At 73.2% G+C, this 17,585-nt stretch carries 15 protein-coding genes; 10 read left to right on the top strand and 5 right to left on the bottom strand.

What is annotated here, in order from left to right; all coding sequences use genetic code 11:
- Positions 1–81: 81 nt before the first annotated feature.
- The 7 genes from ACN9M0_RS16790 to ACN9M0_RS16760 all read left to right on the top strand — a co-directional run bounded on the left by ACN9M0_RS16790 (position 82) and on the right by ACN9M0_RS16760 (position 9,033).
- Positions 82–933, top strand: a complete 852-nt coding sequence (locus tag ACN9M0_RS16790) for a tryptophan 2,3-dioxygenase family protein (protein WP_366038091.1) — start codon at positions 82–84, stop codon at positions 931–933.
- Positions 926–2,128: a kynureninase gene (gene kynU / locus ACN9M0_RS16785; RefSeq protein WP_366038090.1), complete on the top strand. Its 1,203-nt coding sequence runs from the start codon at positions 926–928 to the stop codon at positions 2,126–2,128. The genes ACN9M0_RS16790 and kynU overlap by 8 nt, the downstream gene beginning before the upstream one ends.
- Before the next feature lie 93 nt (positions 2,129–2,221).
- Complete coding sequence (locus tag ACN9M0_RS16780) at positions 2,222–3,091, top strand: alpha/beta hydrolase (RefSeq protein WP_366038089.1); 870 nt, start codon at positions 2,222–2,224, stop codon at positions 3,089–3,091.
- A 95-nt stretch (positions 3,092–3,186) separates the two neighbouring features.
- On the top strand, positions 3,187–5,412 hold the full coding sequence (locus ACN9M0_RS16775) for an FG-GAP repeat domain-containing protein (protein ID WP_426403832.1): 2,226 nt from the start codon (positions 3,187–3,189) through the stop codon (positions 5,410–5,412).
- Positions 5,413–5,497: 85 nt separating this feature from the next.
- Positions 5,498–6,859, top strand: coding sequence for a sensor histidine kinase (locus ACN9M0_RS16770; RefSeq protein WP_366036976.1), 1,362 nt, complete (start codon positions 5,498–5,500; stop codon positions 6,857–6,859).
- On the top strand, positions 6,856–7,518 hold the full coding sequence (locus ACN9M0_RS16765; RefSeq protein WP_366036975.1) for a response regulator transcription factor: 663 nt from the start codon (positions 6,856–6,858) through the stop codon (positions 7,516–7,518). The genes ACN9M0_RS16770 and ACN9M0_RS16765 overlap by 4 nt, the downstream gene beginning before the upstream one ends.
- A gap of 318 nt (positions 7,519–7,836) precedes the next feature.
- On the top strand, positions 7,837–9,033 hold the full coding sequence (locus tag ACN9M0_RS16760) for a cytochrome P450 (RefSeq protein WP_366036974.1): 1,197 nt from the start codon (positions 7,837–7,839) through the stop codon (positions 9,031–9,033).
- Between the two features lie 95 nt (positions 9,034–9,128).
- Here ACN9M0_RS16760 and ACN9M0_RS16755 read toward each other — a convergent pair whose 3' ends face one another.
- Positions 9,129–9,986 carry an alpha/beta fold hydrolase gene (locus ACN9M0_RS16755; protein WP_426403831.1) on the bottom strand — a complete coding sequence of 286 codons (858 nt, stop codon included), beginning with the start codon at positions 9,984–9,986 and terminating at the stop codon, positions 9,129–9,131.
- Between the two features lie 125 nt (positions 9,987–10,111).
- Between ACN9M0_RS16755 and ACN9M0_RS16750 the strand changes: the two genes are divergently transcribed.
- Positions 10,112–10,564: a MarR family winged helix-turn-helix transcriptional regulator gene (locus ACN9M0_RS16750; protein WP_366036972.1), complete on the top strand. Its 453-nt coding sequence runs from the start codon at positions 10,112–10,114 to the stop codon at positions 10,562–10,564.
- Between the two features lie 118 nt (positions 10,565–10,682).
- Here the strand turns inward: ACN9M0_RS16750 and ACN9M0_RS16745 are convergent, their stop codons facing one another.
- Complete coding sequence (locus ACN9M0_RS16745; protein WP_366036971.1) at positions 10,683–12,242, bottom strand: ABC transporter permease; 1,560 nt, start codon at positions 12,240–12,242, stop codon at positions 10,683–10,685.
- Positions 12,239–13,147 carry an ABC transporter ATP-binding protein gene (locus ACN9M0_RS16740; RefSeq protein WP_366036970.1) on the bottom strand — a complete coding sequence of 303 codons (909 nt, stop codon included), beginning with the start codon at positions 13,145–13,147 and terminating at the stop codon, positions 12,239–12,241. Before ACN9M0_RS16740 ends, ACN9M0_RS16745 begins: the two co-directional genes overlap by 4 nt.
- 62 nt (positions 13,148–13,209) lie before the next feature.
- Between ACN9M0_RS16740 and ACN9M0_RS16735 the strand changes: the two genes are divergently transcribed.
- Positions 13,210–13,731, top strand: a complete 522-nt coding sequence (locus tag ACN9M0_RS16735) for a GbsR/MarR family transcriptional regulator (RefSeq protein WP_366036969.1) — start codon at positions 13,210–13,212, stop codon at positions 13,729–13,731.
- 76 nt (positions 13,732–13,807) lie between these two features.
- On the opposite strand, the gene ACN9M0_RS16730 is transcribed toward ACN9M0_RS16735, so the two are convergent.
- Together ACN9M0_RS16730 and ACN9M0_RS16725 are read right to left on the bottom strand one after the other, a co-directional pair.
- Positions 13,808–15,193 carry a DUF308 domain-containing protein gene (locus ACN9M0_RS16730; RefSeq protein ID WP_426403830.1) on the bottom strand — a complete coding sequence of 462 codons (1,386 nt, stop codon included), beginning with the start codon at positions 15,191–15,193 and terminating at the stop codon, positions 13,808–13,810.
- Positions 15,194–15,319: 126 nt separating this feature from the next.
- Entirely contained in the window at positions 15,320–16,108 is a 789-nt protein-coding gene (locus ACN9M0_RS16725) for a diacylglycerol kinase (RefSeq protein ID WP_366036967.1), read from the bottom strand.
- Between the two features lie 143 nt (positions 16,109–16,251).
- Here ACN9M0_RS16725 and ACN9M0_RS16720 point away from each other — a divergent pair, with 143 nt between their 5' ends.
- Positions 16,252–17,535, top strand: a complete 1,284-nt coding sequence (locus tag ACN9M0_RS16720; RefSeq protein ID WP_189832055.1) for an adenylosuccinate synthase — start codon at positions 16,252–16,254, stop codon at positions 17,533–17,535.
- Positions 17,536–17,585: the final 50 nt, after the last annotated feature.

Genomic DNA, 17,585 nt, shown 5'->3' with positions numbered 1-17,585 from the left:
GACCGGAGCTCCCGTGAGGCGCCGCAGAGCGCACACGGTGGAGCGGACCGCTACCCGGTAGCACGTATCGAGGAGACAGAAATGTCCACCTTCCCCGATGCCTCCGGAGCCGGCTCGGTCGTCGACGACCCGAACCTCGACTTCGCGGGCACGACGCCGTACGAGGACTACGTCCAGGCGGACGTCCTCACCCACCTCCAGCACCTCCGCTCGGACGACCCCGGCGAGATGGTCTTCCTGGTCACCACCCAGGTCATGGAGCTGTGGTTCACGGTGATCGTCCACGAGTGGGAGACCGCGAGCCGCGCCCTGCGCGAGGACCGCGTCCCCGTCGCGATGGACGCGCTCAAGCGCTCCGTGCGCGAGCTGGAGGCACTCAACCACTCCTGGCGTCCGCTCGCCCAGCTCACCCCCGGCCAGTTCAACGCCTACCGGGCGGCGCTCGGCGAGGGCTCCGGCTTCCAGTCGGCGATGTACCGGCGGATGGAGTTCCTGCTCGGCGACAAGTCCGCCTCCATGCTCGTCCCGCACCGGGGCGCGCCCCGCGTGCACGCCGAGCTGGAGAAGGCGCTCCAGGAGCCGAGCCTGTACGACGAGGTCCTCGGGTTCCTCGCCCGCCGCGGCCTGCCCGTGCCGGCCTCGGTCCTCGGCCGTGACCTGGCGCAGCGGTACGAGCCCTCGCCCGAGGTCGAGGCGGTCTGGGCCGGGATCTACGCGGACGCCGACCAGAACGGCGAGCTCGTCCGGCTCGGCGAGGCCCTGAGCGACGTCGCCGAACTGGTCTGGCGCTGGCGCAACGACCACCTGGTGGCGACCCGGCGCGCGATGGGCGCGAAGACCGGCACCGGCGGCTCCGCCGGCGTGGCCTGGCTGGAGAAGCGGGCCCAGAAGAACGTGTTCCCCGAGCTCTGGACGGCCCGCAGCCATGTCTGACGACCTCCGCGCACGGGCCCTGGAGCTCGACACCGCCGACGAACTGGCCAAGCACCGCGAGAAGTTCGCCCTCGACGAGGGGACCGTCTACCTCGACGGCAACTCCCTCGGCGCGCTGCCCGCGCACGTCCCCGCCCGCATGGCCGACGTCATCACCCGCGAGTGGGGCGAGCTGCGCATCCGCTCCTGGGACGAGTCCGGCTGGTGGACCGCGCCCGAGCGGATCGGCGACCGGATCGCCCCGATCGTCGGCGCCGCCCCGGGACAGCTCGTGGTCGGCGACTCGACGAGCGTGAACGTCTTCAAGGCCGTCGTCGCCGCCGCCCGGCTGAACGGTGACGACCGGGACGAGATCCTCGTCGACGCGACGACCTTTCCCACGGACGGGTACATCGCGCAGTCCGCGGCGCGGATGACGGGTCACGAGATCGTGGCGTGTGACCCGGCCGACATGGCGGCCGCGGTGAGCGACCGCACGGCCCTCGCGCTCGTCAACCACGTCGACTACCGCACGGGCCGGCTCCAGGACCTGCCCGGCCTGACCGCCGCGCTCCACGCGGCGGGCGCGCTCGCCGTCTGGGACCTGTGCCACAGCGCGGGCGCCCTGCCCGTGGGCCTGGACGCCCACGGGGTCGACCTGGCCGTCGGCTGCACCTACAAGTACCTGAACGGCGGCCCCGGTTCGCCCGCGTACCTGTACGTCGCCGAGCGCCACCAGGGCGTCTTCGACTCGCCGCTGCCCGGCTGGAACTCGCACGCCGACCCCTTCGGGATGACCCCCGGCTACGAGGCGGCGTCCGGCGCGCTCCGGGGCCGGGTCGGCACGCCCGACATCCTCTCCATGCTGGCCCTCGAAGCGGCGCTCGACGTCTGGGACGGGGTCGCGATCGAGGACGTGCGGGCCAAGTCCCTCGCGCTGACGGACTTCTTCCTGGAGTGCGTGCGGGCGTACGTCCCCGAGGGCCGCGTCACCTCCGTGACCCCGGAGCCGCACGGCGAGCGCGGCAGCCAGGTCGCGCTGCGCTGCGCGGACGCGCCCGCCGTCATGGCCGAGCTGATCAAGCGCGGGGTCGTCGGGGACCTGCGCCGTCCGGACATCCTGCGGTTCGGCTTCACCCCGCTGTACGTGGGCTTCGCGGACGCGGAGCGGGCGGCGCGGATCCTCGCGGACGTCCTCGGGGGCCTCGGCGGCTGATCGGATGATCGCCTGATCTGCGGGGGTTCCGGGACTGGTACCGTCCCCGCAGGTCAGGCCAATTCGGCCGCGTACCCGAGAGGTTGGAACAGCATGCCGGACCCCGCCGCGCGCGATGCCGCCGAAGAGGCGTCGGCCTTCTCGCACCCGGCCGTCGCCCCGGACGCCACCGCCGCGTACGGCGACCACCCGGACCAGGTGGTCGACTTCTACGCCCCGCGCGACGGACGCACCCGGGCCCCGCTCGTCGTCGCCCTGCACGGCGGCGCCTGGCGGGCACCGTACGACCGGCAGCACCTGACCCCCTTCGTGGACTTCCTGGCCCGCCGGGGCTTCGCCGTGGCGAACGTCGAGTACCGGCGCGGCCCGGGCCTCCCCCACCAGGGCGGTACGGCCCCGGTCGCCGGCCGCTGGCCGGAGACCTTCGACGACGTGGCGGCGGCGCTCGACGCCGTACCGGACCTGGCCGCCGTACACCTCCCGCAGGCCGATCCGCGGCGGACCGTCCTCACCGGCCACTCGGCGGGCGGGCACCTCGCCCTCTGGGCGGCCGCCCGGCACGTCCTGCCCGCCGGCTCGCCGTGGCGGCTCCCCTCCGCGCCGGAGCTGCGCGGGGTCGTCGCCCTCGCCCCGATCGCCCACTTCGCGCGGGCGGTGGAGCTCGGGGTGTGCGGCGGCGCGGTCACGGAGCTCCTGGGCGGTGCGGAGTCGTACGAGGAGCGGGCCGCGTCCGCGGACCCGTCCGTCCTCCTCCCGACCGGCATCGCGACCACCGTCGTCCAGGGCCGCGAGGACGTCGTCGTCCCGTACGCGGTGGCCGAGGCGTACGCGGAGGCGGCGGCGAAGGCGGGCGAGGAGACGGGCCTGACGCTCCTGCAGGGCATCGGCCACTTCCCGCTGATCGACCCGGCGGCGGACGCGTGCGCGGTGGTGGCGGAGGAGATCGCCCAGCTGGCCTGGTGACCCGGAACTCTCGGTTCCCGTACAACCCTTCGAATCGATCACGAGTCTGATCGGGCGCGCACCGCCGTGTCCGATCTTCCTCGTGGGGGTTCATCTTGCAGTTCCGCACCACCGGCATCCGTCTCGCCTCGGCCGTCACGGCCGTCCTCGCCGTCACCGCCCTCGGTGCCGGCGCGCTGGCGACTGCCCCGGCCGCCTTCGCGGCCACGCCGGCCGCCGTCACCGCCCCGGCCGAGACGGCCGACACCACCCTTCCCGTCTACCCGGAAGGCAGCGATTTCGGGGGTGCGGCCACCTCCGGATTCCTCACCTACTCCTTCGCCCAGGACGGGACGAGGAACCTGCTGTGGACGCCGTACGACGGCGGCGCCGCGATCCCGCTCCAGGACCCCAAGGGCTGGTCCATGGGGGCCGGTGACGTGGTCGTCCTCGGCGACGCCTCCTGGACCGCCGAGTTCCGTTCGATCACCCTGCGGAACATGGCCGACCCCGCCGCGCCCGCGGTGTCCATCGACCTCGGCGCGCTGAACGGCAACTACGTGGCCGTGCTGAGCCCGACGAGCGTCCTCGCGCAGATCAAGAACGCCGACGGCACGGCGGAACTGCACGTCGTGACCAAGGACGGCGCCACGACCACCACCCGCAAGATCGCGGGCCTGCCCGCGGACGCCACCGACTTCTTCGGCTCGCCGGCCCACGACGGCCAGGTCCTCGTCGGGTACGAGACGGGTCCGGCGGACAAGCGGGTCGGCGGCCGGGCCATGGTCGACGTGGCGGGCGGGACGGTCACCGCGACGTACGCCTCCCCCGAGTCCGGGTACGGCTTCGGCGGTCTGGACTTCTCCGCCTCGCACGTGACCTGGTTCGGCTACGAGTCCGGCACCGGCGACTACATCACGTCCGTCGACCGCAAGACGGGCGAGCAGAAGAAGACCGTCCTGGGCTCCCACGAGGGCGAGTGGTACAGCCCGCTCGTGGGCGAGTGGCTGGTCTACGGCAATGCCGACCAGCCCGCCCGGGCCGTCAACCTGACCACTGGCGAGACCGTCCAGCTCGGTGTGTCTGCCTCCCGCGGGATGTCCGCGACCGACGGCACTGCGGTGCTGCAGGGCACCCGGGCCGCGGACGGCGAGGGGCTGTTCCGCGTCGTGGCCGGTGCGGAAGGCGCCCCGACCGTCACCAAGGTCGCGGAGATCGGCGCCCCGGTGACCGAGCAGCGGCTGGAGATCGAGCAGCTCCACGTCCCCGACGCGGTGAACCTCGACCAGACCGGCGGCAAGGCGACCCTGGGCTGGACGCTGTCGCGCGCCGACGCCGTCGTGGACGTCACCCTCACGCACACCGCCACCGGCAAGGAGTTCAAGAAGCGCCTGGCCGCACCCGCCACCGGCACCCTGTTCTCCTTCGACTGGGACGGCGTCATCGCAGGCGTCGATGCGCCGAACGGCACGTACGGCGTGGAGGCCGAGGCAACGCTCCTCGACGGCAGCGGCGAGCCCGCCTACCAGGGCTGGCTCATGAACATCACCCGCACGTACAACCCGCACGACTACACCAACAACGGCTCCACCGACGTCCTCGCCCGGGACGCAGCCGGCGTGCTGTGGCGCGACGACCTGCGGGACCGTCCGGTGAACGGCCAGGTCAAGCCGGCGCAGCGGACGAAGATCGGCCCCGGCTGGCAGACGTACAAGCAGATCGAGGCCGTCGGCAACGTCGGCGGCGGCGCCGTCGGCGATCTGATCGCGGTCGACGGCTCCGGTGTGCAGTGGCTCTACCTGGGCAAGGGCGACGGCACGTTCGCCACCCGGGTGCAGGTCGGCACCGGCTGGCAGATCTACAACAAGCTCACCGGCGGCTCGGACCTCGACGGCGACGGCCGTTCCGACCTGGTGGCCACGGACAGCGCCGGCGTCCTGTGGTTCTACAAGGGCACCGGCGACTACAAGAAGCCGTTCGCGCCCCGGGTCCGGGTCGGCGGCGGCTGGCAGGTGTACAACCACCTCACCGCCGTCGGGAACATCGCCGGTACGGCCGCCGGGGACATGGTCGCCCGCGACACCTCCGGCGTCCTCTGGCTGTACCAGGGCAACGGCCGCGGCGGCTTCGACCCCCGCGTGCGGATCGGCGGCGGCTGGGGTGCCTTCTCCCAGCTCGTCGGCGCCGGTGACCTCGACAACGACGGGCGCCCGGACCTGATCGCGTACGGGGCGGGCGGCACGTCCGTCTACCGCTCGACGGGCGTCGTCACCGCGCCCTTCAGCCGTCAGACGACGCTGCTGTACTCGGGCGAGGGCACCAAGTTCAACAACGTGTCCTGAGATCTGCCCTAGTCCTCAAGGGGGACCCGCAAGGATCCGCATCGAGCGGGACGACCGGGTCCCCCGCCCCCCTTACCGTTCTGGTGTGACCCAGACACAGTCCTCCGAGACGAGCCGCAGCCCCGAGTTCCGCCTGGTGCAGGTGGCGCTCGGGGGGCTGCGCCAGGAACTCTTCCACGACGCCTTCGCCTACCGGCCGCTGCCGCGCATGGACGTGAACAGCGGGCCGACGCGCTTCCTGCCGGGGCGGATACGGGTGTACGCGGGGCTGCTGCCGCACGCCGTCGTGGCGTTCTGCGCCGTGATCGTCTTCGCCATCGGGTACGACCGCATCTACTACGCCTTCGGCCCGCTGGCGTTCGTGGCCTCCATCCTGCCGGCCGCGATCGTCATGCTCACCCTGGTGCGGCCGGTCCTCTCCTTCTGGGCCTCACTCGCGACGGCCCCCTTCGTGGGGTACATCGCCGGCTACGACGGCGACTGGCCCTGGGCGGCGAACACGCTCGCGGCCCACCTGGTGGTCCTCGTCGTCGTCGCCGCCCGCTCCCGGCCCCGCACGGCCGTGTGGATGTGGCTGGTGACGGCGGGCTACTGCTTCTTCGCCGAGGTGTTCCTCGGGGTCGGGCGCAGCTCCGACTCGGTCCCGCTGCTCTTCGTCGCCGCCCTCGCCCTCCTCACCGTCACCGTCTTCCAGGTCCGCCGCCAAGCCACCCGCGAGGTGACCGCGCAGCAGACCGTCACCGCCCAGGAGCGCTCCAAGCGGACGCTCCTGGAGGAGCGGACGACCATCGCGCGTGAGCTGCACGACGTCGTCGCGCACCACATGTCGGTGGTCGCCATCCAGGCGGAGGCCGCGCCGTACCGGGTGGAGAACCCGCCGCCGGAGCTGGAGCAGGCGTTCCTCACCATCCGGGAGAACGCCGTCGCCGCGCTGACCGAGCTGCGCCGCATCCTCGGGGTCGTACGGGCCGAGGACTACGAGGCGCCCGACGCCCCGCAGCCGACCCTCGGCGACCTGGACTCGCTCGTCGGCAACGTCCGCGAGGCCGGGCTCGACGTGGAGAAGACGGTGACCGGCGCGGTGCGCGAACTACCGCAGGGCGTGGAGCTCTCCGCGTACCGGATCGTCCAGGAGGCCCTGTCGAACGTGCTGAGGCACGCGCCGGGCGCCGCCGCGAAGGTCGAGGTCAGCTACGTCCTGGGAGGCCTCGGCCTGCGCGTCGCCAACGGCCCCGCCCGCGGTCTCGTGAAGCCCGCCCGTCACCCGGCCACCACCCCTGACGGAGGGCTGCGCCCGCCCCCTTCGATGGGCGCCGGGCACGGCATCACCGGCATGCGGGAGCGTGTGACGATGCTGGGCGGGGAGATGACGGCCGAGGCGACCGACGACGGTGGCTACGAGGTGACGGCCTTCGTCCCCGTGAGCCGTGAGGAGCAGCAGGCATGATCCGTGTACTGATCGTCGACGACCAGATGATGGTCCGCGAGGGCTTCTCTGTACTGCTCGGCGCGATGCCGGACATCGAGGTCGTCGGCGAGGCGGTCAACGGCCGGGAGGCGATCGCGCAGGTCGCCGCCCTCCACCCCGACGTGGTCCTCATGGACATCCGGATGCCCGAGCTGAACGGCATCGAGGCCACCCGGGAGATCGTCGCCGCCGACGCGGACGCGAAGGTGCTCGTCCTGACGACCTTCGACCTCGACGAGTACGTGTACCAGGCGCTGCGCGCCGGGGCCTCCGGCTTCCTCCTCAAGGACGCCTCGGCCCGGCAGCTCGCGGACGGCGTCCGGGTGGTCGCGGCGGGGGAGGCGCTGCTCGCGCCGACCGTCACCAAGCGGCTGATCACCGAGTTCGCGAAGGCGCCGGGGACGTCTCCGCGCCCGCCGGCGATGGCGCAGATCGGGGAGCTGACCGAGCGGGAGACGGAGGTCCTGGTCCTCATCGCGCAGGGCCTGTCGAACGCGGAGATCGCCGACCACCTCGTCGTCGCCGAGTCGACGATCAAGACGCACGTCAGCCGCATCCTGGTGAAGCTGGGCCTGCGCGACCGCACCCAGGCGGCGGTCTTCGCGTACGAGGCGGGACTGGTCCGCGTCGGCGGCTGAGCACCGGGCGGGGGGTGAGCGCCGGGCGCCCGGCTGAGCGCCGGGCGGGAGGTGGGGGCGCTGGGCTCGGCGGAGGCGTGGGGTTCGGCGGAGGCGAGGTCGGCCGCTGAGGACCGGCGGCCGGCTGAGCGCCGGGCGGGGGCGGGGTCGCTGGGCTGGGCGGAGGCGAGGTCGGAGGCTGAGGACCGGCGGGCGGCTGAGCGCCGGGTGGGGGCGGGGTCGCTGTCCTCGGCGGAGGGCGTCGGGGCTCGGAGGAGCGTCGGGATCGGCTGATACGTCGGCCGGGCTGAGACGGCGGGGCGGGGGTAGCGTCCGTCCATGGACGCTGTTGACGCTGTGTACGACCCCTGGTCGGCGGAGTTCGTCGCCGACCCCTATCCCGCCTACGCCCAGCTGCGCGCCGCCGGCCGCGCCCACTGGCACGCTCCCACCCGCCAGTGGCTGATCCCGCACTACGAGGACGTGTCGGCCCTGCTGCGGGACCGGCGGCTCGGCAGGACCTACACCCATCGCTTCACGCACGAGGAGTTCGGGCGGGCGGCGCCGGACGCCGCGTACGAGCCGTTCCACACGCTCAACGACCACGGGCTGCTCGATCTGGAGGCGGCCGATCACACCCGGATCCGGCGGCTCGTCTCGAAGGCGTTCACCCCGAGGACGGTGGAGAACCTGGCGCCGACGGTCCGGCGGCTGGCCGCCGGGCTCGTCGGGGACCTGGTGGCGAACGGCGGCGGCGATCTGCTGTCGGCGGTCGCCGAACCCCTCCCCGTCGCCGTGATCGCCGAGATGCTGGGGATCCCCGCGGAGGACGAGGAGCGGGGGCGGCTGCGGCCCTGGTCGGCGGCGATCTGCGGGATGTTCGAGCTGAACCCCTCGGAGGAGACGGCCCGGCGGGCGGTGGAGGCCTCGGTGGAGTTCTCGGACTACCTGCGGGAGCTGATCGCGCGGCGGCGGAAGGACCCGGGGGAGGACCTGATCTCGTCGCTGATCGCGGTGGAGGAGCTGACGGAGCAGGAGATGATCTCCACGTGCGTCCTGCTCCTCAACGCGGGCCACGAGGCGACCGTGAACACCACGGTCAACGGCTGGTGGACGCTCCTCTCCCAGGACCGGCGTCCCGATCCGGAAAAGTTGTCCACAGCTGTGGAAGAACTTCTGCGCTACGACACCCCGCTCCAGATGTTCGAGCGCTGGGTCCTCGACGACATCGAACTCGGCGACGTCCGCATCCCGCGCGGCTCCGAGGTCGCCCTCCTCTTCGGCTCCGCCAACCGCGACCCGGCCCGCTTCGGCCCCACCGCCGACGTCCTCGACCTCGAACGGGCCGACAACCCGCACATCACCTTCGGCGCCGGCATCCACTACTGCCTCGGCGCCCCGCTCGCCCGCCTCGAACTGACGGCGGTCTTCGGTGAGTTGCTCCGTCGGGCCCCGGATCTCCGGCTCGCGGCCGAACCGGTGTGGAAGCCGGGGTACGTCATCCGGGGCTTCGAGGAGCTGCTCGTGGAGGTGTGAGGCCCGCGCCGGGTCCCGGGGCAGTGGGTCCCGGGTCAGCGGGGCCTGGGGCGGTGGGTCCCGGGGCAGCGGGTCCCGGGTCATCGGGGCCCGGGTCATCGGGGCCCGCCGAGGGCCTCGCGGAGGCGGTTCGCGTAGGCCTCCGGGTGGCTGGTGTTGCCGTTGTGGCCGCCGGGGAACTCCAGCAGCTCCTCGCCGACCAGCTCGGCCAGGGAGGCCGCGCACTGGTAGTCGAAGACGGTGCGCGGGGTGGTGCGCCCGGCGGCGGGGATGATGCGCGTCGCGGTGCCGGCGAGCGCGGCGGGGTCGAGCGTGTCCCGGATGATCGCGGTGAAGTCGTGGCGGATGAAGTGGTCGAAGTTGGCGATGCGCCGGGCGTCCATCGGCTGGGGCGTCAGGCCGGGTTCGGCGTCGGTGCGGGCGGGGTCTATGCCCAGGGTCCGGGCGATCTCCGGCAGCGCGGCGCCGAGACCTCCCTGCCGGTACAGGTCCTGGAGGGCGGCGAGTTCGTGCTCGTGGTGCGCGCGCTCCCGGTCGGAGAGCAGGCGCGGAGCGACCGGTTCGTGGGCGACGAGGGTGTGGATCAGCCCGGGGTGGCGCACGGCGGTGTGCAGCCCGATGACGGCTCCCAGGCTGCAGCCGAGCATGAGGACGGGCCCGTCGGTGAGGGCGGTGAGGAGGTGGTGGACGTCGTCGGCGTGCTCGGTCATCGTCGCCCCCCGCTCCGGGGCGTCGAGCAGGCTGCGGGAGAGGCCGCGGCGGTCGTAGGTGATCACGCGGTAGGAGTCGGCGAGGTGGGAGACGAGGTCGGTGCTGCGGTCGGCGTCGCCCTCCCCGCTCTGCGAGATGAGCAGTGTCGGGCCGGTGCCCCGGACCTGGTAGTGCAGGACCGCCCCGGGGACGTCGAGCGTCCCGTGGGTCGTGGCCGTGGCGTTGGTCGTGGTGCTGGTCATGGTGGTCCCCCTGGGTGAGCGGTGGGCGGTGCGCCCTCGTCCTCACTCACGTTATTCCATCGAACTCGATACATCAAACTAGATGCATCAAGTTCGATGAATCGAGTTCGATGTATGTTGGCGGGGTGAACGGAGCCGAACTGTTTCTGCTGGGCCGCGTCCTGATGAAGATCGGCGAGGAGTCGCTGCCCGAGCCTCCCGGCGGCGCGGGCCGGTACGCCGGCAGCGCCCGCCTTGTGCTGGTCGTCGCCGGCGACATCGCCGCCCACCCCGACAGCGCGGTCGGCGAGATCGCCGCCCGGACCGGTCTGCCGCAGAGCCAGGTGTCCACCGCCGTGGCCCGGTTGAAGGAGGCCGGATCGGTGCGGACCGTGCCCGACCCCGCCGACCGGCGCCGCGTGCTCGTGCGCCCGGCCGCCGAGCCGTCCGAGCGCGTGGCGGAGGTGCGGGCCACCACGATCGAGGCCGCGCTCGCCGAGGCTCTCGGGTCCGACGACCCGCCGCGGCTTCGGGAGGTCACCGAGGCGCTGGAGGTCCTGGCCCGCGCGCTGATGCCGGGGTCGCCTGCGCGGGGCTGAGCGCCCCTCGGCGCGCCAGGTCCCGAGGCTGAGGTTCAGGCTCGGGAGACTCGGCCCGGCTCGGGGCGCCGTCCCACCCGTCCCGCCCCAGCGGGACGATTGCCCACACGGGGGTCCCTCAGCTCAGCAGATCCCGCCGCCGCAGCCCCGCCAGTCCCGCCGCGACCAGAGCTCCCGCCAGGGCCGTCAGGGTCAGCACCGGGACCCACGCCATCTCCGGGCCCGGGAGCTTCGGCAGGTGGCCGAAGGGGGAGAGGTCCAGGACGGCCTGCGGCAGTCCGAGCGCCGGGCCGATCCAGCCGAGGGCCAGGCAGAGCCCGGCCGCTCCCCACGCGGCGCTCGCGGCCTTCGGGGCGGCGCCCCAGAGGAGGACGGTGAGCCCGGCGAGCGTCCACACCGCCGGGAGCTGGACGAGCGCGGCGCCCAGGATCGGGCCGAGCTCGTGCCCGTACGAGAGGGCCAGACCGAGTCCCGCGAGGGCCAGGATCAGGGCCGAGCCGCCGAAGGCGATCACCAGGTGCCCGGCGGCCCAGCGGAGCCGGCCGAGCGCGCCCGCGAGGAGGGGCTCGGCGCGCCCCGAGGTCTCCTCGCCGTGCGGCCGGAGGACGGACCCGACCGCGTACAGCGCGGCGAGCATTCCGAAGAGGGAGACCATGGTGGCGAGGAACGCGTCGGTCAGCGCGCTCTGGCCGCCCATCCGCTCGAAGATCTCCCGGGCCCGTTCGTTGTCGCCGACGATGTCGGCCGCGCCCTCGACCATCCCGCCGAAGACGAGCCCGCCGAGCAGGAAGCCGAGCGACCAGCCGAGGAGCGTGCCGCGCTGGAGCCGCCAGGCGAGCGCCCCGGCGGTAGCGAGCCGTCCCTCCGCCGGGCCGGGCCGGGTGGCGAGGAAGCCCGCGCCGACGTCGCGGCGGGCGGCGAGTCCGTACGCGAGGAACGTCTGCACCACGACCGCGCCCGCGATCAGGAGCAGCACCCACCAGCGCTCGCCGGAGAAGGCCCGGACGTGCTCGGCCCAGCCGATCGGCGAGAGCCAGGTCAGGACCGACGAGCCGTCCGAGGTACCCGCGTCCCCCGCCGCCCGCAGGACGAACGCCAGGCCAAGGACGGCCGCCGCCAGGCCCTTGGCGAGCCTCGCGCTCTCCGTGAACTGGGCGGCGAGCGCGGCGGCGGTCGCGAAGACCATGCCGGTGCCGCCGATCGCCAGACCGAGCGCGAGCGCCCCGGCCGCGCCCTGTCCGGCGAGGCCGGCGGTGACGAGGAGGGCGACGGCGGCGTTCACCACGAGCGCGGCGAGGAGGGCCGCGGTGAGCGGGGCCCGGCGGCCCACCGCCCCGGCGGACAGCATCTCCTGACGGCCCGTCTCCTCCTCCTCGCGGGTGTGCCGGACCACCACGATCAGGCTCGCGACGGCGGCGAGGACCGCGCCGAAGGTGCCGAAGCGCCAGGCGACGAGCCCGCCGAGGGAGTCGCCGAAGACCGGCCCGTACAGCGCGCGCATCGAGCTGTTGGCGGTCATGGACGCGGCGACCTCGGCCCGTTCGGCGGCCGTGCCGTACAGCCCCTCCAGGGAGCCGGCGCCGCTCGCGACCATGCCGCCGGTGACGAGCGCCCAGACGGGGATCATCAGCCGGTCGCGGCGCAGGGCGAGCCGGGTGAGGACCCGGGTGCCGGTCATCGGACGGCCTCCTCGGCGTCGTCCGTGTAGTGCCGGAGGAAGAGTTCCTCCAGGGTGGGCGGGGTGGAGGTCAGGCTGCGGACGCCCGAGGCGGTCAGGGAGCGCAGGACGGCGTCGAGCTTGTCGGTGTCGACCTGGAACTTCACGCGGCCGCCCTGCACGTCCAGGCCGTGCACCCCGGGGAGGTGGGCGAGGCCGTTGGGCGGTCCGGCGAGTTCGGCGGTGACGCTGGTACGGGTCAGGTGCCGCAGCTCCGCGAGCGAACCGGACTCGACGGTCCGGCCCTTGCGGACGATGCTGATCCGGTCGCAGAGCGCCTCGACCTCGCTCAGGATGTGCGAGGACAGCAGGACCGTCCGCCCCTGCCGGCGGGCCTCCTCGACGCAGCTCTGGAAGACCTCCTCCATCAGCGGGTCGAGGCCGCTGGTCGGCTCGTCGAGGACGAGCAGGTCGACGTCGGCGGCGAAGGCGGCGACCAGGGCGACCTTCTGCCGGTTGCCCTTCGAGTAGGTGCGGCCCTTCTTGGTGGGGTCGAGCTCGAAGCGCTCGATCAGCTCGGCGCGCCGGGCCTTGTCGAGCCCCCCGCCCCCGCGCAGCCTGCCGTACAGGTCGATGACCTCGCCGCCGGACAGGTTGCGCCAGAGGGTCACGTCGCCGGGGACGTACGCGATCCGGCGGTGCAGCTCGACGGCGTCCCGCCAGGGGTCGCGGCCGAGGAGCTGGGCGGCGCCGGAGTCGGGCCGCAGCAGGCCCAGGAGGACCCGGATGGTGGTGGACTTCCCGGCGCCGTTGGGGCCGAGGAAGCCGTGGACCTCGCCGGTCTCGACGGTGAGGTCGAGGCCGTCGAGCGCGTGGGTGCGCCCGAAGGACTTGTGGAGTCCGACGACGCTGATTGCCTTCGTCATGCTTCTGAACGTACGGTAGTTTCACAAAATTGTGAAGTTAAGGAACCGTATAAAGTCAGGGGATGGGTGAGAGCGAGATGACGAACACCGACGGAGGCGACGCGGAGGCGGTCTCCCGCTTCGTCGAACGCTTCGCGGCCGAGATGACGGCCGCCGGCATGCAGCGCATGGCGAGCCGCGTCTTCGCGGCCCTGCTCGCCTCCGAGACGGCCTCCATGACCTCGGCCGAGCTCGCCGAACAGCTGCGGATCAGCCCCGCCGCGGTCTCCGGCGCGATCGGCTACCTCACCCGGGTCGGCATGGTCAGCCGCGAGCGCGACCCCGGCACGCGCCGCGACCGCTACGTCCTCCACAACGAGCTCTGGTACGAGACCTTCACCCGCCGCGACCAGGTCCTGGTCCGCTGGGAGAAGGTCCTGCAGGAGGGTGCGGAGACCCTGGGCCGCGAGAGCGCGGCGGGCCGCCGCACGGCCGAGACGGCGGAGTTCTTCGCCTTCCTGCACGGCGAGATGGCAGGGATCATGGACCGCTGGCGGGACCACAAGGCGGCTCGGGGAGCCGAGGTCTCCTCCGCGGGGGCCTGAGGGGCCTGAGGGGCCTCAGGGACCTCAGGGATCTGACGGGCCGGGGAGGCCTGCGAGGTCTGAGGCGCCCGGGAGGCTAGCCCTGAGAGCCCTGAGAGCCCTGCGATGCCTGAGAGCTCTGAGACACCTGTGAGGCCATGGGCGGGGCGAGTCGGGCGAGCAGCGCGGCGGTGTCCGCCTCACCCGCCGGACGGTACGGCTCCGCCGGCCACAGCCCGAGCCCCTTGAAGCGCGGCACGACGACCGGCAGACCGCCGGCGGAGTGGTCGCGCCAGCCGCGCAGCTCGACGGTCCCGGTGGGCTGGGCCGGCAGCCCGAGCCACGGCTGTTTCGGTGTGCCGGGCGTCAGCAGCGCGAGGGACCCCACGGGCAGGTCGTCGTCCCCGCCGTGCGCGGGGAAGAGGACGAGGACGGGATGACCGCCCTGCGGGTCGTGGAGCAGCACGTACCGCCGGGGGACGGGTACGGGGGAGCGCGCGGCCCGCGTCATCATCCGGACGGCGGGGAGGCCGGCGGTCAGCATCCGGTAGCCGGAGTAGGCGAGCGCCGCGAGGGCCACGATCGCGACGAGGTACAGCTTCATCAGGCTGCCGCCGGCCGGCCGGACGAGCGCCGCCGCGCCCGCGGCCGCGCAGAGGACCAGTGCCCCGATGACCTGGCCGATCCCGGCGGTCCGCCGCAGGCTCCGCACCCGCCACCACGGCACCTCGGCGACGTCCGCCTCCGGGCGCCGGGACCGCGTGTGCGGCACGGCCTGCCGTACGGCGTGGTCGGCGAGCCGGGCGTACGTGGGGGCGCCGGAGGCGTCGGCCTCGGCCCGCTGGACCGGGGTCGGGACCGGGGTCGGGACCGGGTTCGGCTTCGAGGTCGGCACCTGCACCGGCACCGGCACCGGCCCCTGCGGCTGGGCAGGCGTCGCCCGGCCCAGGATCCCCGTCCCTCCGGTCAGTCCCACGATCCGCTGACGCGCGCGCCGCTGCCGTACCGGCCTGGCCCAGATCAGTACCCCGCCGCCCGGCGGCGCGAGCACCCCGCCCCTGGCCGGGTCCCCGCACCACCACATCACCCCGTCGGCGCCCGGGCGCACCGGCTCGTACCGCTGGCGCATCGCGATCACCTCCAGCGGCCACAGCTCCTCCCCGGCCGGGGAGCGCAGCACGACGGCCTCGGTCCGCATGCTCCGCACCGACACCGCCGGGTGCGCCGACCAGGCCCCGGAGCCGAGCGCGCGCCGCATCCGCCAGGCGAGGATCCGGGAGCCGAGACCGGCGCCGAGCGTCAGCACGGCGATGACGGAGAACGCGCCGGTCAGATCGTCCGTCCACGTCTCCTCGGGCCACACCAGCGCGACCCCGCCGGCGAGGGCGAACAGCACCCCCGCGGCCGCCATCACGCGGACCGCTCTTCGCCCGTACCGCCCCAGCGCCACCGCCGTCTCCGGCAGATCCAGCGCACGTGCCATCACACATCCCCCGTCACGAATCCCACCTGCCCCGCCCGTGACGGTAGACGGCTGCCGCACCCCGCACCAGTCCCGTCGGGAAAGGCCGGGAAAACCGGGAAAAGCCGAGAAAAGCCGGGAAAGGCCTCAGTCCCGGGGCAGCGTCAGCCCCCACGCCCCCGCCCTGACCGTCCAGGTGCGGCGGCGTACCGGGCCCGTGAGGCGGCCGTCCGCGCGGTAGCGGAAGTCGGGGCCCGAGACGGTGAGGGTGTGGGCGGTCGCGTGGCGGGGTGCGGCGGCCCAGGGGTGGACGGTCACCTCGGCCGTACCGGCGACCGCGCGGACGGTCAGCCCCTCCACCGGCGTGTCGACGTCGGCGAGCAGCACCCCGTCCGCCTCCACCCGCAGCCGTGAGGCGGGCGCGGCGGGGGCCGGGCGGACCAGGGTGCGGACGAGGGAGCGGCAGGTGCCCCAGACGGAGGGGGCGGCGGGGGCGAGGGCGGGCAGGCCCGGCACCAGGAGGTCGCCGAGGACGACGCCGTCGCTGTCGTCGACGAGCAGGTCGAGGCGGCGTACGGCCCCGTGGAGGACCGCCCGGGCCGCGGCGGGTGTGGAGTGCGGCACGCCGAGCGCGTGGGCCACTTCCAGGGCGTCCGGGGCGCCGATCGGGACGAGTGCGAGGGCCCCGTCGGCGAGCTCCCGCTCGCGGTGCAGCAGGGCCACCGTGCGGAGCAGCGCGCGGTCGTCGCCGAGGACGACGGGGCGCCGGGAGCCGCGCCGGGCCAGGGCCCGGGAGAATTCTTCGGGGCCGTCCGGCAGGCAGATCTTCGCCTCCGCGCCCGCGGACAGCACATCCTTCGCGATCCGTACGGACTCGCCGTCACTTCGGCGGGCGACCGGGTCGACGATGACCAGCAGCTGGTCGTGATCCGACACCTCGGTCCTTCCTCGGGTAGCATCTTTGTGCAAGAGCCCCTTGCGCTATTGCGCCAGGGGCTTCGTCTATTCCGGGGCACACCGGTGAGGCGGCGTACGCCCCCTGACCTTGGACATGCCCCACCCGGAAGGGGTGTACGCCTGTGCCCGCACTTGTGCTGCTCGGTGCTCAGTGGGGTGACGAGGGCAAGGGAAAGGCCACCGACCTCCTCGGTGGATCCGTGGACTACGTGGTGCGTTACCAGGGCGGCAACAATGCCGGCCACACGGTCGTCGTGGGCGACCAGAAGTATGCGCTCCACCTCCTCCCTTCCGGAATCCTCTCCCCGGGGTGCACCCCGGTGATCGGAAACGGTGTCGTCGTCGACCCGGCGGTCCTGCTCTCCGAGCTGAGCGGGCTGAACGAGCGCGGCGTGGACACGTCGAAGCTCCTGATCAGCGGCAATGCCCACCTGATCACCCCGTACAACGTCACCCTCGACAAGGTGACGGAACGGTTCCTCGGCAAGCGCAAGATCGGCACCACGGGTCGCGGCATCGGCCCGACCTACGCCGACAAGATCAACCGCGTCGGCATCCGGGTCCAGGACCTGTACGACGAGTCGATCCTCATCCAGAAGGTCGAGGCGGCGCTGGAGGGCAAGAACCAGCTGCTCGCCAAGCTGTACAACCGCCGCGCGATCGACGCCGCGCAGATCGTCGAGGAGATGCTCCAGTACGCGGAGCAGATCAAGCCGTTCGTCGCGGACACCACCCTGATCCTCAACAACGCGCTCGACGAGGACAAGGTCGTCCTCTTCGAGGGCGGCCAGGGCACGCTCCTCGACGTCGACCACGGCACGTACCCCTTCGTCACCTCCTCGAACCCGACCGCGGGCGGCGCCTGCACGGGTGCGGGCGTGGGCCCGACGAAGATCTCCCGGGTCATCGGCATCCTCAAGGCCTACACGACCCGTGTCGGCGCGGGCCCGTTCCCGACGGAGCTCTTCGACGCGGACGGCGAAGCGCTGCGGCGCATCGGCGGCGAGCGCGGTGTCACCACCGGCCGTGACCGCCGCTGCGGCTGGTTCGACGCGGTCATCGCGCGCTACGCGACCCGGGTCAACGGCCTGACGGACTTCTTCCTCACCAAGCTCGACGTGCTGACGGGCTGGGAGCAGATCCCGGTCTGCGTCGCGTACGAGATCGACGGCAAGCGCGTCGAGGAGCTGCCGTACTCGCAGACCGACTTCCACCACGCGAAGCCGATCTACGAGATGCTGCCGGGCTGGTCGGAGGACATCACGAAGGCGAAGACCTTCGCGGACCTCCCGAAGAACGCGCAGGCGTACGTGAAGGCGCTGGAGGAGATGTCGGGCGCCCCGATCTCCGCGATCGGCGTCGGCCCCGGCCGCACGGAGACGATCGAGATCAACTCCTTCCTGTAGGACCTGTAGGACCTGTAGGAAGCGGTACGAGGAAGGGCCCGCACCCCGGT

It is taken from the genome of Streptomyces sp. R-07 (genome assembly GCF_049913175.1).
Lineage (GTDB): Bacteria > Actinomycetota > Actinomycetes > Streptomycetales > Streptomycetaceae > Streptomyces.
The sequence above is the reverse complement of the archived record's forward strand: the minus strand, read 5'-3'. Positions and strand labels throughout refer to the sequence as shown.

Bases quoted from the DNA above. Each gene is read 5' to 3' on its own strand.
- ACN9M0_RS16790 (WP_366038091.1), top strand. From the start codon at position 82: ATGTCCACCTTCCCCGATGCCTCCGGAGCCGGCTCGGTCGTCGACGAC.
- kynU (WP_366038090.1), top strand. From the start codon at position 926: ATGTCTGACGACCTCCGCGCACGGGCCCTGGAGCTCGACACCGCCGAC.
- ACN9M0_RS16780 (WP_366038089.1), top strand. From the start codon at position 2,222: ATGCCGGACCCCGCCGCGCGCGATGCCGCCGAAGAGGCGTCGGCCTTC.
- ACN9M0_RS16765 (WP_366036975.1), top strand. From the start codon at position 6,856: ATGATCCGTGTACTGATCGTCGACGACCAGATGATGGTCCGCGAGGGC.
- ACN9M0_RS16760 (WP_366036974.1), top strand. From the start codon at position 7,837: ATGGACGCTGTTGACGCTGTGTACGACCCCTGGTCGGCGGAGTTCGTC.
- ACN9M0_RS16755 (WP_426403831.1), bottom strand. From the start codon at position 9,986: ATGACCAGCACCACGACCAACGCCACGGCCACGACCCACGGGACGCTC.
- ACN9M0_RS16745 (WP_366036971.1), bottom strand. From the start codon at position 12,242: ATGACCGGCACCCGGGTCCTCACCCGGCTCGCCCTGCGCCGCGACCGG.
- ACN9M0_RS16740 (WP_366036970.1), bottom strand. From the start codon at position 13,147: ATGACGAAGGCAATCAGCGTCGTCGGACTCCACAAGTCCTTCGGGCGC.
- ACN9M0_RS16735 (WP_366036969.1), top strand. From the start codon at position 13,210: ATGGGTGAGAGCGAGATGACGAACACCGACGGAGGCGACGCGGAGGCG.
- ACN9M0_RS16730 (WP_426403830.1), bottom strand. From the start codon at position 15,193: ATGGCACGTGCGCTGGATCTGCCGGAGACGGCGGTGGCGCTGGGGCGG.